Genomic DNA, 15,801 nt, shown 5'->3' on the forward strand with positions numbered 1-15,801 from the left:
CCTAGTGGTCCTGATTAAGCGCGTCGACGGCCGGAATCTCCCGCTCGCGGCGCGCAATGTAATCCAGAAGGGCTTCGTTCACCCCGTCGTCCAATTTAGGCTCTTCATATTCGTTGAGCATTGCGCGGGCCTTGATCAAGGCGCGTTCGGTGATCTCTACGCTGCCTTCCGCCTGCCACTGCTCGATTGAGTTATTGTCGAACATTTCGGGCATGAAAAACGCCTTTTGGAAATTCTCCAACGTATGGGGATGCCCCAGATAATGCCCGCCCGGGCCAACGTCTGGCACGGCGGACATCGCGGCCTCGAAGTCGGTCCAATTGATACCTTCCGCCATGCGGTAGCCCATTTCGCACATCTCGGCGTCGACAATGAATTTGGCCGTGGAACAATGCATGCCCGCCTCGTTCCATCCAGCGGAGTGCCACATGTAGTTGGCCCCGGCCATCAGTACGGCGTTCATGGTCATGGCACTTTCATAGCCCGCTTGGGCGTCAAACGTCTTGGCCCCGCCAAGCGTGTTCGATGTGCGCCACGGCACGCCATAAAACCGCGCCATCTGCCCGATCATGAAATTCATCAGGCTGATCTCTGGTGTGCCTGCCATGGGGGCACCCGATTTCATGCTGACCGTGGACAGATAATGTCCATAAATCGCGGGCGCGCCTTTGCGCACGACCTGCGTATAAGCCAGTGCACTTAGTGCTTCCGCGTTCAGTTGTGCCACGGTTGCGGGCACACTGGCGGGCGTATTGGCCCCGCCCAGCACGAAGGGGCTACAAAGCACCGGTTGGTTGCGCCGACTGAACGCCCGCAGCGCGCCCAGCATTGTTTCATCCCAAACGAGCGGTGAGTTGCCGTTGCAATTGCCAGTCACAACAGGGTGCGTGTCGATGAAATCATCCCCGAACAGGAGGCCGCACATTTCGATTACATCTTCGGCGTTCTTGGGGCTGGTGGTCATACCCATGAACGTCTTATCGGAGTGTTTCATCGACGAATAGGTGATGCGCAGATGTCGCTGGCTGATCGGGTGATCATAGGGTTCGACAATGTGGTGCGCCGAGGAATGGATCGCGGGCAGCATGTGGGACAGCTTGTGGAAATTCGCGAGGTCATCCAGCGTCGGGTTGCGGCGCACGTCATCCAGATCACGCAGAAACGGCGCGCCCGTCATCGGAATGAACATCCCATGATCCCGCCCGAACGGCAGGTTGTTGGCTGGATTGCGCGCGTTGTAGGTAAAGGTTTCAGGGATCGTTGCGATCAATTCGCGCACCAGATGGCGGTCCAGATAGACCATCTCGTCCACCACCTTTGCGCCTGCGCGTTTCCAATCTGCCAACGCGATGTCATCGCGGAACTGGACGCCAACGTTTTCCAGAATATCCATAGAGGCCGCGTCGATCTTTTCGATCTGATCGGGCGTCATGGGTTCGGTCAGCGGCAGCTTGCGCTTTAGCGCGGGCAGCATCGTCACATTGCGGGTCTGGCGCTGCGCCTTGCGCGCGCCGCGACCCCGGCGGGCGGTTCCGACCGCGTCAACGCTCATGCGACATTGTCTCCGTCTGCGGGATCGTTCAGGTCGATCCAGATGGTTTTGACTTCGGTGTATTGATCATGGGCGTGAAGACCATTATCGCGCCCGCCAAAGCCCGATTGCTTGTAGCCGCCAAACGGTGTGGCGATGTTGCCCTCGCCGTAGCAGTTCACAGTGACCGTGCCCGCCTTGATGTCGCGGGCCGCACGTATGGCGCGGCGTCCACCTGCGGAAAAGACCGATGCGGCAAGCCCATAGGCGGTATCATTGGCGACCTGCACCGCTTCGTCGTTACTGGCCACTTCGATCACACTCAGCACCGGGCCGAAGATTTCGTCGCGAGCGCATGCGTCATCAGCACTGACCTCGACAACCACAGGGGCAACAAACGGACCATCCTCTTTGGAATCCAGAAAACCGCGTACCTTGGCGCAGTGATCGGTATCAATCAGCGCCCCGATGTGGGTTGCGGGGTCCAGCGGGTCGCCTAGTTTCCAATCGCGAAGCCGCGCATCGATCTTTTCCATCAACGCGGCCTTGACCGATGAGTGGACGATCAATCGCGACGTGGCAGAGCAGTTCTGGCCCGCATTCCAGAACGCAGCGTTGACCACATGTTCAGCCACATGATCAAGATTTTCAGCATCATCGAACACAAGCGCAGGGTTCTTACCGCCACATTCCAACACAACTTTCTTGAGGTTGCTATCTGCTGCATAGCGCAGGAACCGCCGACCCGTTTCGGTCGATCCCGTGAATGTCACCAGATCAACGTCCATGTGACGCCCCAAAGGTTCCCCCACCGACGGACCATCGCCGGGGAGGACTTGCAGCACGCCGCGCGGCACGCCAGCTTCATGGGCCAGTTCGGCCACGCGCAGGGCTGTCAGGCTGGTCTGCTCGGCGGGTTTCACGATGACAGAACAGCCCGCTGCAAGCGCGGGTCCGATCTTCCATGCAAGCATCATCAGCGGAAAGTTCCATGGCAGAATGGCCGCCACGACACCGATAGGTTCGCGCAGGATCACGGCCAGCGCCCCGTCCCCTGTCGGGGCCGTCTGGTCGTATATCTTATCGATCGCTTCGGCATGCCACTTGATGCAGTGGATCGTTTCGGGAAGATCAATCGTCTCGCAATCAAGGATCGGTTTGCCGCTTTCGACGCTTTCCATGACAGCCAGCTCGCGCTTGTTTCGCGTCAGCAGTTTGCAAAGCCGGATCAATATGTCCTTGCGCGCGTCGGGGTCCAGTTTGGACCAGTGGCCCTGATCGAACGCCTCGCGGGCCTTGGTGACGGCAAGATCGACATCTTTTGTATCCGCCGTTGAAACCTGTGTGATTTCTTCGCCAGTGGCGGGATTGGTTGTCGCCATCATTGGGCCGCCGCCGCGCTGGAATTTTCCGTCAATGAACGGGCTGCGGGGCAGATCAAGTGTATCTGCAATGGCTGCGTATTCGGCTTTTGTCAGCAGATCGGTCATATCGTGGCCCCTGTAATGCTTGAAATGGCAGTGTTCATGGTGCGGATCACTTCGGCCAGTTCGCGTTTGTCGTCTTTGTTCAATGGTTGCAGTGGTTTGCGTGGCGGTCCCGCATCAATGCCGCGCAAGGTCAGCCCGTATTTGATGCACTGAACAAACTTGCCGCCCTGTTCCAGCACCCGCATCAGTGGCAGCATCGCCGACATGATGGCGCGTCCTTTGGTGAAATCGCCTTCGACCGCACAGGCTTGATAGAGTGCGATATGTGCCTCCGGTGCAAAGTTCGATCCCGCGCAGACCCAGCTGCGTGCGCCCCATGCAAAAAATTCAAGCGCCTGATCGTCCATACCGCAGGACAGGGCGATATGCGGATAGTCCCGCGCCAGCATATGAAGCCGGTTCACATCCCCCGAGCTTTCCTTGATCGCACAGAAATTTGGCGAACGCCCCAAGCGGTCAAGGCAGTCTTCGTCCATGTTCACCGACATCCGCCCCGGGTAGTTATACAGCATCACCGGCAGATTCGCGGCACGATCAACGGCAAGCGCATGGAGCGCAATCTCTCGGCTTGTCGGGTATGCATAAGGCGGTGTGGCCACCAAGAGCGCATCGGCACCTGCGGCTTTGGCGGCGGAGGCAAACATCACGCTGTCCTCTGTTCGGATCGCGCCCGTGCCAACGATCATCGGGACACGCCCGCCAATCAGCGCGGCGCAGCGCGTCATCATGTCCAGCCGTTCCGCGGTCGACTGGGCGTAGTATTCACCCGTCGACCCGGCCACGATGATGCCGTGAACACCTGCGTTCACCAGATGGTCTACCGTTTCGGAAAGCGCCTTTTCATTAAGCGAGAAATCGTCGTGATACGGCGTCACAATCGGCGTGTAGATGCCTTCAAATTGCATTGGTGTGATCCTTAAACGAAATGACATCAACAGGAAGCGGGTCGGGGCGCACAAAGCGTTCCATCCGGTCACGGCTGAGGTCCCAGTGTTGCAGTGTGAGGTCGATCGCCAACGCGCCCTCGCGGGCTTCGATTGCGGCGATCATCGCGTCGTGTTGTTCGATCGCCTTTAAGACGAGCATCGTTTCGTACGGGGCTGCAGGGCGATAGAACGTCTGGCTCATCCGCGTGTGATCAATCTGAAGCCGCGCCAATGAGGCGACCAGATACGTGTTATGCGCCATTTCACCGATGATCGCGTGGAACTGGTGGTTGGCGAGCGCGGCCTCTGCACCATCCGACGACTTTGTCGCCTTTGCGAATTGAACCTGCGTGCGTTTAAGAAGGTCGATCTGCGCGCCCATACGGTTTTCGCAAGCGAGCCGCGCAATGTTGGCATAGACCATGGGTGCGGTTTGGAAAAATGTCCGCAACACGCTGATATCCATCGACGCAACCTTTGCACCGCGGTTCTCGCTCATCACGACAAAGCCCTCGCCTTGAAGTCTTTGAAGAACCTCGCGCATTGGGGTTCGCGACATATCGTAATGTCGTGAGAGCCCCGCCTCATCCAAATCAAGCCCGGGCTCAAGCTCCGTTGATAGGATGCGGCGACGCAAGTCATCCAGACAGTCTGATTTTGAGAAGCGACTCATCATGTTCTCCAGTAATGTACACAATTTGTATACAATCGAAATGGTAGGTCAAGTGATCTAGCTATTGAGAGGCTTCACGAGTGATAGTTGATTGAGTTAGGCGCTGGCGCCGGACCATCGGCGATGCTGCGGGCAACTGTATAGCGAAAGACGGACCCGATGCAGGCGCGCAGGCGATGGGCCGTTTCGTAGGTGCCCTTTGCTTCGATCTTGCGCAGCGTTTATAGGCTTTTTCGCGCGGCTTAAGGTTGCGGGGTTGAATGTCTGAGAACGGCATTGCTGGGGAAGGGACTTGTTCCGGTTCAAACCCGATACCCTCACAAACACCCCCAATCCGGGGGTGTTGTATCGTTTGCAGCTGGACAGAATCGGACAAACGATCTCGATAAAACCCATATAACACAGGGTTTTCGATGTCTTTGGACGATTTAGGGTAATGAAATGGTGCCCCACACGTCTTCACTTTTGGCGCGTAACTTTTTATCAACTATGATTATTTTCAATCGCTGGAGAATTGATACCCCCAATAATACCCCCAATCGCCTATTCTTGCTTGAAGATCGTGGAGAACTCCTCAGTTCCTAGTCGATGTAATCGCTCAATTCGGATAGAAGAAACCAAACAGGCGCGCGCTCATCCCAGTCCGCATTCTTAGAGAGCACTTCCTTTTTATAACGTTCAAAGCCACTCCACAGAATGTCTTCATCCTTTTTTTTGCATTGAACGCCTTTGTAGCTTTTGATTTTGCGGAGAGCCTGAAAAGAATCTTCCCCTTCGCCAATGTCATCCCAAAGCTTTTTGTCTCGACGATACAATTTGTTGCACTTTGGATCGTTACCAGAATGCACTGTATAATCGACGAAAACACCTTTATCCGGCACGGACGCTTGGCCCCACCAAGCTTCTAAGGGCACACTATTTACTTCTGACAGTTCTTTCTCAGCTTTTTCTAATTTCGGCTCGTCCTTTGAGTGAAGTTCATGACAAACCATCATATGGAACCCAAGAGAATCAAGGGTTGCTGGTGAATGACGCAGCAAATCGGAAAGTGCTGGTTTTGCCTTTCTCGTCTGTTCTATCGCTCTATGACGCAACCGACGCGCCCAAGCCTCTTTTGCGGATTTTTTCATATTGTCTGTGATTTCAGCAGCCGCTTCCCAGAACTGTTCAAAGTCCACAGCTACCTTTGGATCAACCCCGTCAAACACGACTGATCGTTCTAACCTCTGAAACTGTTTGTTCGTACCAAGGTCAGACAACCCGTTTTCAGTTAAGTTGGACGATCCGACAAAGCTAAGCCTTTTGCCAACTATGCCAATTTTGGCATGAAGCCCGTCGAGGTGCCTTACACATCCGCCCAAATTCTGAATTTCCTTAACGCCTTCGGGGTTTGTTCCGCCGCTTACGAAGTCACACACGATTTTTACTTTGGTCATATCTTTCATCTCAAGCCGTTCATGCAACCCGGCACCAAGGTAGGCTACGGCAAAACACGCTTCGCAATCAGGATTTCTTACTTCCTGTCTTAGGAGAGCCAAAAGCCCAGGCCCGCTCAGAATAGAATAATTCAATAGAAGATCTCCCGCAAATCAGTGCATTTTGGGTTCGGTGGTTGGTTATCGCGATGTTTAAGCATGGCGTAAGCCTTCTCAGATTGGGCGCTTTACTATGTTCGTCGAGCGGGCGTTTGGCTCATGGCGCGTACAAATGGGCCTGTATATCCATGAAGGCCTTCTTGATCTTGGGAATTTCGCCCAATGCTCGTTTAGCTCCGTTTGTACCGCCATAGCGTACCTTCAGGAAGTCACCGATCTTGGTCAAAGCCAACTCGTCTACGCCATGGATTTCGTAAGCAGATAACACGGACTCCAAGAATGAACGCATTTCACCTTCGAAATCTGTTAGGCCGCTCTGTCTTGCAGCTTCTGCCCGCTCGGAACGTAATTGGGGTGCTAGCGTGAATTTCACATAGGCCAGCACGTCAAACACATCGCTATTGTGCGCGTCGATCAGGCGTTTCATGTCTTCTAGCCGTCCAGCGTCATATCCACGGTCGGCTAGAACCTTTAGAAATTGCACCCGTGTTTCGGGGTTGCTCCAGATGGCGCGCAATTGGTCTTCGCCTGTAACCAGATCGCCTAAATCACCGAACAATTGGTCCATGAATTCTTGGCCGGAAATCAATTTGCCATCGTGCGAAAAGTAGCTGGTGGTGGCGATATACTTGATCTTGCGTTCTTTGCCGTCTGCCAGCTTGATCACGATCTTGGCTTCTGGTTCTGGTCCGGGGTCTTGAGGGCCGATTGGGGCGGGGCGATCACTAGGCGTCGGTTTCGCCTTCGGCTCGTCTGGCGGCAACGGTTCCCCATCCCATTCGGGATCATTGAAATGCTTGTAGGCCTCGACAAAGTCAAAGACCGTAAAGAAGTCCTTGCCCTCAAATGTCCGCGTTCCGCGCCCTACGATCTGCTTGAATTCGATCATCGACTTCACTGGACGCATCAACACGATGTTGCGAACGTTTCGGGCATCCACACCGGTTGAGAGCTTTTGCGAGGTCGTAAGGATCGTTGGAATGCTCCGCTCGTTATCCTGAAACTCGCGCAAGTGCTGTTCGCCCAGCGCGCCATCGTTTGCTGTGACGCGCTCGCAATAGTGCGGGTCTTCGATGTCCTTGATCTGGTTGATGTAGTCGCGCACGGCAGCGGCATGGTTCTGAGTAGCGCAAAACACCAGCGTTTTCTGGCGCGGGTCGATCTGGTCCATGAACTCGTGAATGCGGCTTTGTTCGCGTTCGGGGATCACGATCTTCGCGTTGATCTCGGCCTCGGTATAGATGTGGTCGGGGTCGATCTCGCCGCTCACAACCTCGTCATCGGGGTCGTAGACATAGCTATCAATCGTGCTGGCCATCTGCCGCACTTTGAACGGGGTCAGGAAACCGTCGTCAATCCCATCGCGCAACGCGTAGGTGTAGACGGGTTCGCCAAAGTAGGAATAGGTATCGGCATTAACCTTACGTTTGGGCGTCGCGGTCAGGCCAAGCTGCACGGCGGGTTCAAAATACTCCAGAATTTTGCGCCATGTGCTTTCGTCTTTGGCACCGCCCCGATGGCATTCGTCGATGATGATAAAGTCAAAGAAATCAGGCTCGTATTCGCGGAAGCTGAACTCTTCTTCGCCGTTCTTGCCTTCGGTCATGAAGGTCTGGAAGATCGTAAAGAACACGGATGCATTACGGGGCATCTTGCCCTTTTTGCTGATCTCTTTGGGGTTGATGCGGCTTAACGCATCCGGCTCAAACGCGGAAAACGAATTATACGCCTGATCTGCCAGGATGTTGCGGTCGGCGAGGAACAGGATGCGGGGCGGCGGGTTGGCTCTGCCGTAAGGCTCCAGCGGGATTGGAACAGCTTCCATGCGATCTGAAACGCGATGGAGGTTTTGCCGGTGCCTGTTGCCAGTGTCAGCAGGATGCGGCGGTCGCCCTTGGACATCGCCTCAAGCACGGCGTTGACGGCGGCGGCTTGGTAGTAGCGAGGTTGCCATTTGCCGCCTGCGGTCTCGAACGCGACCTGCCCGAAGCGGTCGCGCCATGCGTTGCCGGTGGGATAGCAGCGGTCCCAGAGGGCCGTGGGCGTGGGGACTGCATCCACCTCTTGCTCCGCACCAGTGTGCATGTCGATCTCGTGATAGCGCAGCCCGTTGGTGCAATAGGCAAAGCGCGCGCCGATGCGGGTGGCATAGTCATAGGCTTGGCCGCGCCCCTCGGTATGGGGCAGGGTGGCTTTCTTGGCCTCCATCACGGCGAGGACATGGCCTTTCATGCGCAAGACATAGTCTGCGGGTTTGGGGGCGTTTTGCGCGCCGCCGGACATAATGCGACCGGGCCAGAGCATTTCCTCCCGGCTGACCCGTGCGCCGTCTGTTTTGTCGGGGCCGGTCCAGCCTTGGGCCATCAATGCAGGGTCAATCCGGTCCGCGCGGGTGTCGGCTTCGGTCTCGTTCGGGCGGGGGGCGGGGTCAACCATCGGGCGAGCCTAGCTTTATGTGAGTTCGCCTGCAAAGGCCTTTTGCAGGAGGGATTGGCGGAGGTCGGATATGTCGGCGAGTTTTGGCCAAATTCACTTCAATAAGTGCTTCGCAATTTCGCTGAGCATTTTGGAGCATTGGGAGTAGTCTTTCTTGTTCCTTCACTTCGGGAAACGTAAAGCTAAGTTTGCGAAGATCGCGAATGTTAATCTGCCGTAAAGCCGCGCCATAAGTCTGAGCCTCAATTTGCTCTTGAATGTGACGGCTGCGAAATTGGTAATATCCAAAGTCTTGCAACATTTTTTGGCTATCGAAGCGAACAGGAACGATGCCCCGAGTGACGTTGCCGCCTTCCAGCTCAGGGAGGGCCTTCGCGACGACACCAGTAGTTCCCCTGACACAAAGGAGAATTTCATCACCCTGCAATCGAGTTCGTGCATAGCCGTCGGCTTTTTCGGGAGCGATTGTCTTTAAGCCAGTTCTGGAAATCAAAGACACTCCAAGATCGGTTGGCCGCACTACCGGCAGTCCACCTTCAACATCGTCACCGGGTTGAACGATACCGTAGGACAAAGTGCAGTTCTCAGAAACTGTATCTTGAAGGTTGGCTGACAACCATTTCTCTCCATTCTTCAAGAACAGTTCTTCCAAGAAAGCCCCAAACAACTCCCGCGCGTTTTGGAGGTTGGCTTCGGCGTGCTCGGTGGCGCGGGTCAGCCCCTCAAACGCCGCATCCAAAACCGCCACAATCCGCTTTTGCTCTTCGAGGGTCACATGGGGAACTTCCCAAGCTTTCAAAATACCCGTGTTTACCACTTGTTGGGCAGAGCCAACACGTTTCCCAAGAAGGTAATCCTGAGCGAAAGGCGATTTGATCATATAGTTTAAGAACTCTGGCAACAAACCTTCCTTTGGCCGTATCAGAATCATGTTTGCGCAGTTCGCTTCACCAAGTTCAGCCGGAACAATACCGCATTTCATTACGTCGGTGACGACGCGACCTAGCAATAAGTCACCTTGCTTCAGTTGCGACTTTTTTAGAGATGCGTGAAATTCTGGCGTAACTCTTTTGTAGTCTTCGAGTTGAAGGCCGTTATCACCAATATTTTGTGTCCTTAAGAACGGCACGCCGTCATCACAATAGTGCATAGATGTCGGCCCAACATGCCCGACTGAAACTCGTTCGCAAAGGGAGCTAAGCGGCTTAACCTCCCGGGCCGCCTTCACAACATCCCCCTGATCTGCGCCAGTATCTCTGCCGTCTCCGCATCCCGCGCCAGCATGTCCTCGATGATCTCCGCTGGTTCCCGCAAGGGTGCTTCCTCGGGCGCAAAGGGGTTCTTGACGGACATATCCATCGTCTCTGCATCAATATCCCCGCGCTCCACCGTCCAACTTTTCGCGCTGTCCGCGCGGGTCTTTTGCAGTTCCACAAACTCGGCCAGTTCATCATCGCGCAGGGGGGAGGATTTGCCCAAGGACCGCTCCGGGTCCAGCGCGTAGTACCATGTGCGATGCGTCTTGCGCCCCTTTTCAAAGAAAAGCACCACCGTTTTCACGCCCGCGCCCTGAAACACCTTGGCGGGGCAATCCAGAACCGTGTGCAGATCGCAAGTCTCCAACAATTCGCGGCGCAGGGCGGCGGCGTCCCCGTTGCTTAGAAACGTGTTCTTGATCACCACAGCGGCGCGGCCACCTGCTTTGAGCTTGCGGATGAAGTGCTGGATAAAGAGATAGGCCATCTCGCCCGATTTGATCGGAAAGTTCTGCTGCACCTCGGCGCGTTCACCAGACCCGAAAGGCGGATTGGCAAGGATCACATCGTGGCGGTCTTTTTCCTGAATATCCATGACGTTTTCGTTCAGCGTATTGGTGCGCAGGATGTTGGGGGCGGTGATCCCGTGCAGGATCATGTTCATGATGGCGATGATATAGGCGAGCGACTTTTTCTCCTGCCCGTAGAAGGTCTTGGTCTGGAGCGTGTTGAAGTCGGTCGCAGAAATGTCGGGGGTCAGCATGTGGGTATAGGCTTCGACCAGAAAGCCCGCCGATCCGCAGGCCCCGTCATAGACCGTCTCGCCTATTTGCGGGTCGATCACCTTGAGCATGGCGCGGATAAGGGGGCGGGGGGTGTAGTATTCACCACCATTGCGGCCTGCGTTGCCCATCCGCTTGATGCGGCTCTCATAGAGGTCGGAAAGCTCGTGCTTGGCCTCTTGGGTGTTGAACTCAAGCCCATCCACGATCTCAAGTACATCGCGCAGCGAATAGCCGGAGCGGAATTTGTTGGTGATCTCTGAGAAGATTTCGCCGATCTTGTATTCGATGGTGTCGGGGCTTGTCGCATCCTCACGGTATTTCTTGAGAGTCGGGAAGAGGGTTGTGTTGACGAATGCAATCAGGTCTTCGCCGGTCAGCACATCCTTGCGGTCCGTGCCGTCGTCATTCTTGGCCGATGCCCAGCTTTTCCAGCGCATGTCGGCGGGCAGGGTCGGGGCATAGTCGCGCCCCTCAAGCTCTGCTTCGTCCTGCCGTTCTGTTTCGATGTCGTCGAGGTACTTGAGGAACAATATCCAAGAGGTCTGCTCCGCATAGTCCAGCTCGGACGCCAGCCCCTCTTCGTTACGGAGTTCGCGGTCGATGCTGTTGAAGGCGTTTTCAAACATTGGATGTCCTGCTGTTTTCCTCAGAGTAGTTTCAGGCGCGGGGAGGGACAATGTCCGATTGCGCCTTTCCCTTCTTAATCAACGCGCCCTGCTGTTCGATGGAAATCGGGCAATATGCACTGATTGTCGTGACGACATTGCTGTGCCCGATGTTCTGCGAAAAAGCTTTGAAGCCTTCGCGAGTCGGATATTGGGCATCAGCCCACTTCACAAGCGTTTTGCGGAATGCATGGGGTGTGAAGGGCGGCAAGTCCGCGCGGATGAAGGCCAGCTTTATGGCTTCGCGGATGGCGTTCGCGTTCTTGTAGATTTCACGCTTGAAACCAGCGACCCTAAACCCGCCGTCGATCACTTTGATTGCGATCGGGGGAAACAAGGGGTCGTCGGGGCCAAAAAGCTTTTCTGCCTTCAAGTATGCGACCCAAGTGCTAAAGCAATCGAGGTATTCAGTATCCACAGGCAAGAAAAACGTCGTGATCGTCTTGGAATTCTTCGTATTCACCTCGCGGGCATCCTGATACACGCAACCGTCGATCATGTTGATGTGTTTCAAGCGCAAGGATGCAACGGCACCGTCCCGCGCCCCGGTGAGCATGAAGAATGCGAAGAGGGCCTTGTTGCGGCGATCAATCTCCGCCTTTTCCGGCATGTAGTTGAACGCATGTCGCGCCATTTCCATTGAAGGGTAAGGCGTCTCGCGTACTGCGCTAGCAATGCGCTGGCCTTTGGCGTCCATGTTGAAATAGTCGGCGTCTGAATGGCGGATGCGTTGTTTGTATCCGGTCTGATCGGCCAGCCAGAAAATGAACCCTTTGTTAGCAGCCAATACCGTTGAGATTGTCGACTTAGAAAGCGGCTTGCCCGTTGTCTTGCTGATCTCTTCGTCGAGTTGGTCGCGGAACTTGATTACCTGTTCAATGCGGAACTTTTTGAAGCTGGCGTACTTTGTGCTTGCTTCGAACCTCAGGATGCCATCCGCCGCTTTTTGGACCGTGCTAGGGTCTTTGCGTTTCGCGGCCTTGAGATACTTGAGGTAGCGGCGCTTGATGCGTTCGTTTTCTTCATTGAACTTTCGCATGGAATGTCTCCGTTGGGTAAGTGTCATTTCAGGGGAAGGAAGGCGGTATCAATTAGGCTTCGCTGTTACGCTCTGCGCTGATATGGAATGTTGCCGCGAATTCTTGGCGTTGTTGGTGCGAAATCATCCGTGTGGCAGTGCCGCCGCAACGACTGCACGCACCTTTCAGGATGTCTGTTTTGGCGGTGATTGCTGATTGGGTTACTTGGCGCTCGAGGGGCTTTTGACCCTTGCCACATGATGGGCAATAGAGCTGGTCTGCGCCTAATGGACGACGCGCCGCCGCATACCTGGTATGCAAATATTCACGTATTGCAGAACCAAGGATCAGGTGAGGCTTGGAAGAGGTCATCGCCTCCATGCCGTCTTTGATCCAGTTGCGAATTGTTGCAGGTGTGACTTTCAAAGCCTGAGCGGCTTCAAAGACGTCATAGGTGGCATTGGCCTTCACGGCCATAGGGTTCACGCGTTTAGCCATCTTGATCATCTTCGAACAATGCGCGGATGTCTTCGACCTTCCAGACAGTGGTGCGGGGGCCAAGTTTTTGAGGTTGTGGAAAGCGACCCTCTTTGACGCCAGCCCACCAAGTTGATTTAGAAACGGGGATTGGGCCATTTGGTGCTAAGATTTGTGCGAGACGCACGAAGCCTGTTTTCGGGAAGCTGAGATCGTCCATTGTGATCAGTCCTTGTGTTAAGAATTCTGATCAAGTCTTGGCAACAATATCTTGGGTATTGGCCGAACAGGATTTTGCGAGGCAAAAGAGGCATAACTAGCTGTATTTAAAGTGTTAGTTTTCAGCTATTCGTTTAACGATTAGTGACTATTCTGGTTTCCAATCTTCGGGCAGTGCTTCCGCCCCAACTTTGAGATATTTCCGAATAGTCTCGCTGGTAATTTCTAGCCCGAGTCTGTCAGCGATCCCTTGTATCTCGTTTGGAATTGCACTTCGTCGCGACTTTGGGTCGTATCCGTAAGCATCGATTGCCATCGCTGTGATCAGCTTGACCATTGAAGCCCTCTCTCGCCCATCCATCGGTTCAAGAGATCGGTCGGTCCTTCCAGTTATCTTGTTTGTGTGCTTTCGTTTGTGGCGGGCCGCCAGCATGTTTGCAAAACCGGGATGGACTTCAAGCTGAACTTCATCGATCCATTCTTGCAAGCCCTTAAAGTCCGGATGGTCACCAAAGCTATTAGGATCAAATTTTCGACGAATAATCTCTCGATGTCGGGTCATGTACTCGATAACTTCATCGAATTTGCCATCAAGTTTTGTTCTCTTCGATGGCATCGCCGCCTTTACGAATTCCTCTTTCGGTTCAAGACCAACTGAAAGCCAAACAACTTCATTCACCGAAAGGAATTCGGACCGTCCCCAGTGTTTGAAGTCGGCAAGTTCTTTCGTGCGAAACAGCTCAATTCTGTGCCATTTGCTCGCACTTGAGAATGCGGCTTTTACCTCGGCTTGATAGTTAGAGACCCACTGTTTGGACCATTCAGCAGTTGGGATTCCAGTAGACGAAAAATTGTCGAGAAGTTCCTCGTCTTGATACTGTATCAGATCATTGCGAATTTTCGCAAAAAGCTCACCGCGCTTTTCGTTTAGCTTTGGTACGCGCAGTTTGTAATATTCGCCTAAGCGAAGAGGCTCCAACGGTTCAGGCGTGGCAAACAGAAAGCCACCAATATTATGCATTATAAGGTATATTAGTCGAGCACGTTCGGATTTCTGCATTTTTGACTTTGAGTGATTCCACTTGTTCCGTTAGCCTGCCTTTGCATCGTCCAAATAGCTAGCCCACCAGTCTGCAAGTCTGACGCGTTCCTCCCAATGGTCTCCCCGCGCATACGCGCGACGCACTTCGTTCTTCTCAACATGAGCCAGCGCGCGTTCAATGGCGTCTGGGTGCCAAAGGCCGCTTTCATTAGCCAGCGTCGAAAAGGATGCACGAAACCCGTGCGCAGTCATTTCGTCACCAGAATAGCCCATGCGCCGTAGCGCAGCGTTCAATGTGTTCTCTGACATTGGGCGTTTCCAGGTCCGCAAAGACGGGAACAGATATTCGCCATTCCCGTTCATCCGGCGCAGTTCGTCCAGCAACGCAATCGCTTGAGCGGGTAGGGGAACAACGTGATCCCGCCGCATTTTCATCTTTGCGGCAGGGATAGACCAGACCCTATTGGCAAAGTCGATCTCTGCCCATTTGGCGTGACGTATCTCTCCGGGGCGTTGGGCGAGCATTGCCAGCAGTTTGAGCGCGATGCGGGTCGTAGCTTGCCCCTCGAAACCGTCGATCTCTAGCATCAAGCGGCCCAGCGCCTTGGGGTCGGTTATCGCGGCGCGGTGGATGCGGGTCGGTCGGGATCAGCGCATCACGCAGTGCGTAGGTGGGGTCGATTTCAGCTACACCACTAGCAACAGCGTAACGAAACACGGACCCGATGCGTGCGCGTAGGCGGTGTGCTGTCTCATAGGTGCCTTTGGCTTCGACCTTGCGCAACGTCTTGAGGATCATTGGCGCGGTGATTTCGGTTATCGGGCGGCGTCCAAAGTCGCGGTTGGCGAGCTTTAGGTGATATTCTGTCTTGTCCAAGGTGGCCTTGGTCTTGCCCTCCTTGCGTTGCTTGGCGAGAAACTCAGCACCGATCTTCTCGAACGTCTGGCCTGCCTCTTCGCGCTTCATCCGCTTTTCAGTCTGTTTTGCTTCGCTTGGGTCGATTTCTGTCGCTAATTTTGCGCGCGCTTCCTCTTTGGCTTTGCGGGCTTGGGCCAAGGTCACATCGGGGTAGACGCCAATCGAGAATAGGCGTTCTTTGCCATAAAGGCGATATTTCATCTGCCACAGTTTCGACCCGTTGGGCTTCACCAAGACAAATAGACCTTCGAAGTCGAAGACCTTATAGGCCTTTTCGCGCGGCTTGAGGTTGCGGACTTGAATGTCTGATAATGGCATCGCTGGGGGTATCACTTTTTCGGTTCAAACCCGATACCCCCAAAAACACCCCCAATTTGGGGGTATCGTACCGGATGCAGTTAGACAGCATCGGACAAAGAAGTATCGCAAAACCTATATAACACAGGGCTTTTCGGATGTCTTCGGATGATTTTGGATAATAAAATGGTGCCCCCACACGGACTCGAACCGCGGACCTATTGATTACAAATCAATTGCTCTACCAGCTGAGCTATAGGGGCAGGCGTCCTGAGGACGTCTAAACCTTCCGACCGACTTGCATCTGCCTAAGGTGTGCGCGTTCTTTAGTAGATCATGTTTTGGGATGCAAGCACTCTGATCACCAAAAATGCATGATTTTTTCAGAAGGATTTTTCCACCGCTTCCAAACCGATTTAGATGTTTTACACCCAAGGCCCAAGCCTGTATTCAACAGAGCATTCCACCATG

The 15,801-nt window shown here is 54.3% G+C and carries 14 protein-coding genes, 1 tRNA gene and 1 pseudogene; all 16 read right to left on the reverse strand.

Going from position 1 to position 15,801, the window contains the following annotated elements; all coding sequences use genetic code 11:
- Window position 1: 1 nt before the first annotated feature.
- The 16 genes and pseudogenes from QQL78_RS05230 to QQL78_RS05305 all read right to left on the reverse strand — a co-directional run bounded on the left by QQL78_RS05230 (window position 2) and on the right by QQL78_RS05305 (window position 15,593).
- Window positions 2–1,552 carry a trimethylamine methyltransferase family protein gene (locus QQL78_RS05230; RefSeq protein WP_284371232.1) on the reverse strand — a complete coding sequence of 517 codons (1,551 nt, stop codon included), beginning with the start codon at window positions 1,550–1,552 and terminating at the stop codon, window positions 2–4.
- The gene (locus QQL78_RS05235; protein WP_284371234.1) at window positions 1,549–3,021 is read right to left on the reverse strand and encodes an aldehyde dehydrogenase; all 1,473 of its coding nucleotides are present in this window, start codon (window positions 3,019–3,021) and stop codon (window positions 1,549–1,551) included. Before QQL78_RS05235 ends, QQL78_RS05230 begins: the two co-directional genes overlap by 4 nt.
- Window positions 3,018–3,926 carry a dihydrodipicolinate synthase family protein gene (locus tag QQL78_RS05240; protein ID WP_284371236.1) on the reverse strand — a complete coding sequence of 303 codons (909 nt, stop codon included), beginning with the start codon at window positions 3,924–3,926 and terminating at the stop codon, window positions 3,018–3,020. Before QQL78_RS05240 ends, QQL78_RS05235 begins: the two co-directional genes overlap by 4 nt.
- Window positions 3,916–4,623: a GntR family transcriptional regulator gene (locus QQL78_RS05245; RefSeq protein WP_348540747.1), complete on the reverse strand. Its 708-nt coding sequence runs from the start codon at window positions 4,621–4,623 to the stop codon at window positions 3,916–3,918. Before QQL78_RS05245 ends, QQL78_RS05240 begins: the two co-directional genes overlap by 11 nt.
- Before the next feature lie 71 nt (window positions 4,624–4,694).
- Complete coding sequence (locus QQL78_RS21675) at window positions 4,695–4,838, reverse strand: phage integrase central domain-containing protein (RefSeq protein ID WP_386258905.1); 144 nt, start codon at window positions 4,836–4,838, stop codon at window positions 4,695–4,697.
- Between the two features lie 363 nt (window positions 4,839–5,201).
- On the reverse strand, window positions 5,202–6,191 hold the full coding sequence (locus QQL78_RS05250; protein WP_284371239.1) for a phospholipase D-like domain-containing protein: 990 nt from the start codon (window positions 6,189–6,191) through the stop codon (window positions 5,202–5,204).
- 121 nt (window positions 6,192–6,312) lie between these two features.
- Window positions 6,313–8,651, reverse strand: a pseudogene (gene hsdR, locus QQL78_RS05255) (EcoAI/FtnUII family type I restriction enzme subunit R).
- Window positions 8,644–9,801: a restriction endonuclease subunit S gene (locus tag QQL78_RS05265; RefSeq protein WP_348540748.1), complete on the reverse strand. Its 1,158-nt coding sequence runs from the start codon at window positions 9,799–9,801 to the stop codon at window positions 8,644–8,646. Before QQL78_RS05265 ends, hsdR begins: the two are co-directional and overlap by 8 nt.
- 74 nt (window positions 9,802–9,875) lie before the next feature.
- On the reverse strand, window positions 9,876–11,318 hold the full coding sequence (locus QQL78_RS05270; RefSeq protein ID WP_284371245.1) for a class I SAM-dependent DNA methyltransferase: 1,443 nt from the start codon (window positions 11,316–11,318) through the stop codon (window positions 9,876–9,878).
- Between the two features lie 31 nt (window positions 11,319–11,349).
- Window positions 11,350–12,396 carry a site-specific integrase gene (locus QQL78_RS05275; RefSeq protein WP_284371247.1) on the reverse strand — a complete coding sequence of 349 codons (1,047 nt, stop codon included), beginning with the start codon at window positions 12,394–12,396 and terminating at the stop codon, window positions 11,350–11,352.
- Window positions 12,397–12,448: 52 nt separating this feature from the next.
- Window positions 12,449–12,874 carry a helix-turn-helix domain-containing protein gene (locus QQL78_RS05280; RefSeq protein ID WP_284371249.1) on the reverse strand — a complete coding sequence of 142 codons (426 nt, stop codon included), beginning with the start codon at window positions 12,872–12,874 and terminating at the stop codon, window positions 12,449–12,451.
- Window positions 12,867–13,073, reverse strand: a complete 207-nt coding sequence (locus QQL78_RS05285) for a helix-turn-helix transcriptional regulator (protein ID WP_284371251.1) — start codon at window positions 13,071–13,073, stop codon at window positions 12,867–12,869. The genes QQL78_RS05280 and QQL78_RS05285 overlap by 8 nt, the downstream gene beginning before the upstream one ends.
- 147 nt (window positions 13,074–13,220) lie before the next feature.
- Window positions 13,221–14,093, reverse strand: a complete 873-nt coding sequence (locus QQL78_RS05290) for a hypothetical protein (RefSeq protein WP_284371253.1) — start codon at window positions 14,091–14,093, stop codon at window positions 13,221–13,223.
- A 69-nt stretch (window positions 14,094–14,162) separates the two neighbouring features.
- Window positions 14,163–14,693 (reverse strand): tyrosine-type recombinase/integrase, encoded by a 531-nt coding sequence (locus QQL78_RS05295; RefSeq protein WP_284375453.1) that lies wholly within the window; start codon window positions 14,691–14,693, stop codon window positions 14,163–14,165.
- Entirely contained in the window at window positions 14,575–15,351 is a 777-nt protein-coding gene (locus QQL78_RS05300) for a tyrosine-type recombinase/integrase (RefSeq protein WP_284371254.1), read from the reverse strand. Before QQL78_RS05300 ends, QQL78_RS05295 begins: the two co-directional genes overlap by 119 nt.
- Window positions 15,352–15,517: 166 nt before the next feature.
- Window positions 15,518–15,593 (reverse strand) — tRNA-Thr (locus QQL78_RS05305).
- Window positions 15,594–15,801: the final 208 nt, after the last annotated feature.

The organism is Sulfitobacter pacificus (genome assembly GCF_030159975.1).
Lineage (GTDB): Bacteria > Pseudomonadota > Alphaproteobacteria > Rhodobacterales > Rhodobacteraceae > Sulfitobacter > Sulfitobacter pacificus.

What these genes read in the sequence shown, in the direction of transcription:
- QQL78_RS05230 (WP_284371232.1), bottom strand. Translation starts at nt 1,552, where the DNA reads ATGAGCGTTGACGCGGTCGGAACCGCCCGCCGGGGTCGCGGCGCGCGC.
- QQL78_RS05235 (WP_284371234.1), bottom strand. Translation starts at nt 3,021, where the DNA reads ATGACCGATCTGCTGACAAAAGCCGAATACGCAGCCATTGCAGATACA.
- QQL78_RS05240 (WP_284371236.1), bottom strand. Translation starts at nt 3,926, where the DNA reads ATGCAATTTGAAGGCATCTACACGCCGATTGTGACGCCGTATCACGAC.
- QQL78_RS05245 (WP_348540747.1), bottom strand. Translation starts at nt 4,623, where the DNA reads ATGATGAGTCGCTTCTCAAAATCAGACTGTCTGGATGACTTGCGTCGC.
- QQL78_RS05265 (WP_348540748.1), bottom strand. Translation starts at nt 9,801, where the DNA reads ATGCACTATTGTGATGACGGCGTGCCGTTCTTAAGGACACAAAATATT.
- QQL78_RS05270 (WP_284371245.1), bottom strand. Translation starts at nt 11,318, where the DNA reads ATGTTTGAAAACGCCTTCAACAGCATCGACCGCGAACTCCGTAACGAA.
- QQL78_RS05275 (WP_284371247.1), bottom strand. Translation starts at nt 12,396, where the DNA reads ATGCGAAAGTTCAATGAAGAAAACGAACGCATCAAGCGCCGCTACCTC.
- QQL78_RS05280 (WP_284371249.1), bottom strand. Translation starts at nt 12,874, where the DNA reads ATGGCTAAACGCGTGAACCCTATGGCCGTGAAGGCCAATGCCACCTAT.
- QQL78_RS05285 (WP_284371251.1), bottom strand. Translation starts at nt 13,073, where the DNA reads ATGGACGATCTCAGCTTCCCGAAAACAGGCTTCGTGCGTCTCGCACAA.
- QQL78_RS05290 (WP_284371253.1), bottom strand. Translation starts at nt 14,093, where the DNA reads ATGCATAATATTGGTGGCTTTCTGTTTGCCACGCCTGAACCGTTGGAG.
- QQL78_RS05300 (WP_284371254.1), bottom strand. Translation starts at nt 15,351, where the DNA reads ATGCCATTATCAGACATTCAAGTCCGCAACCTCAAGCCGCGCGAAAAG.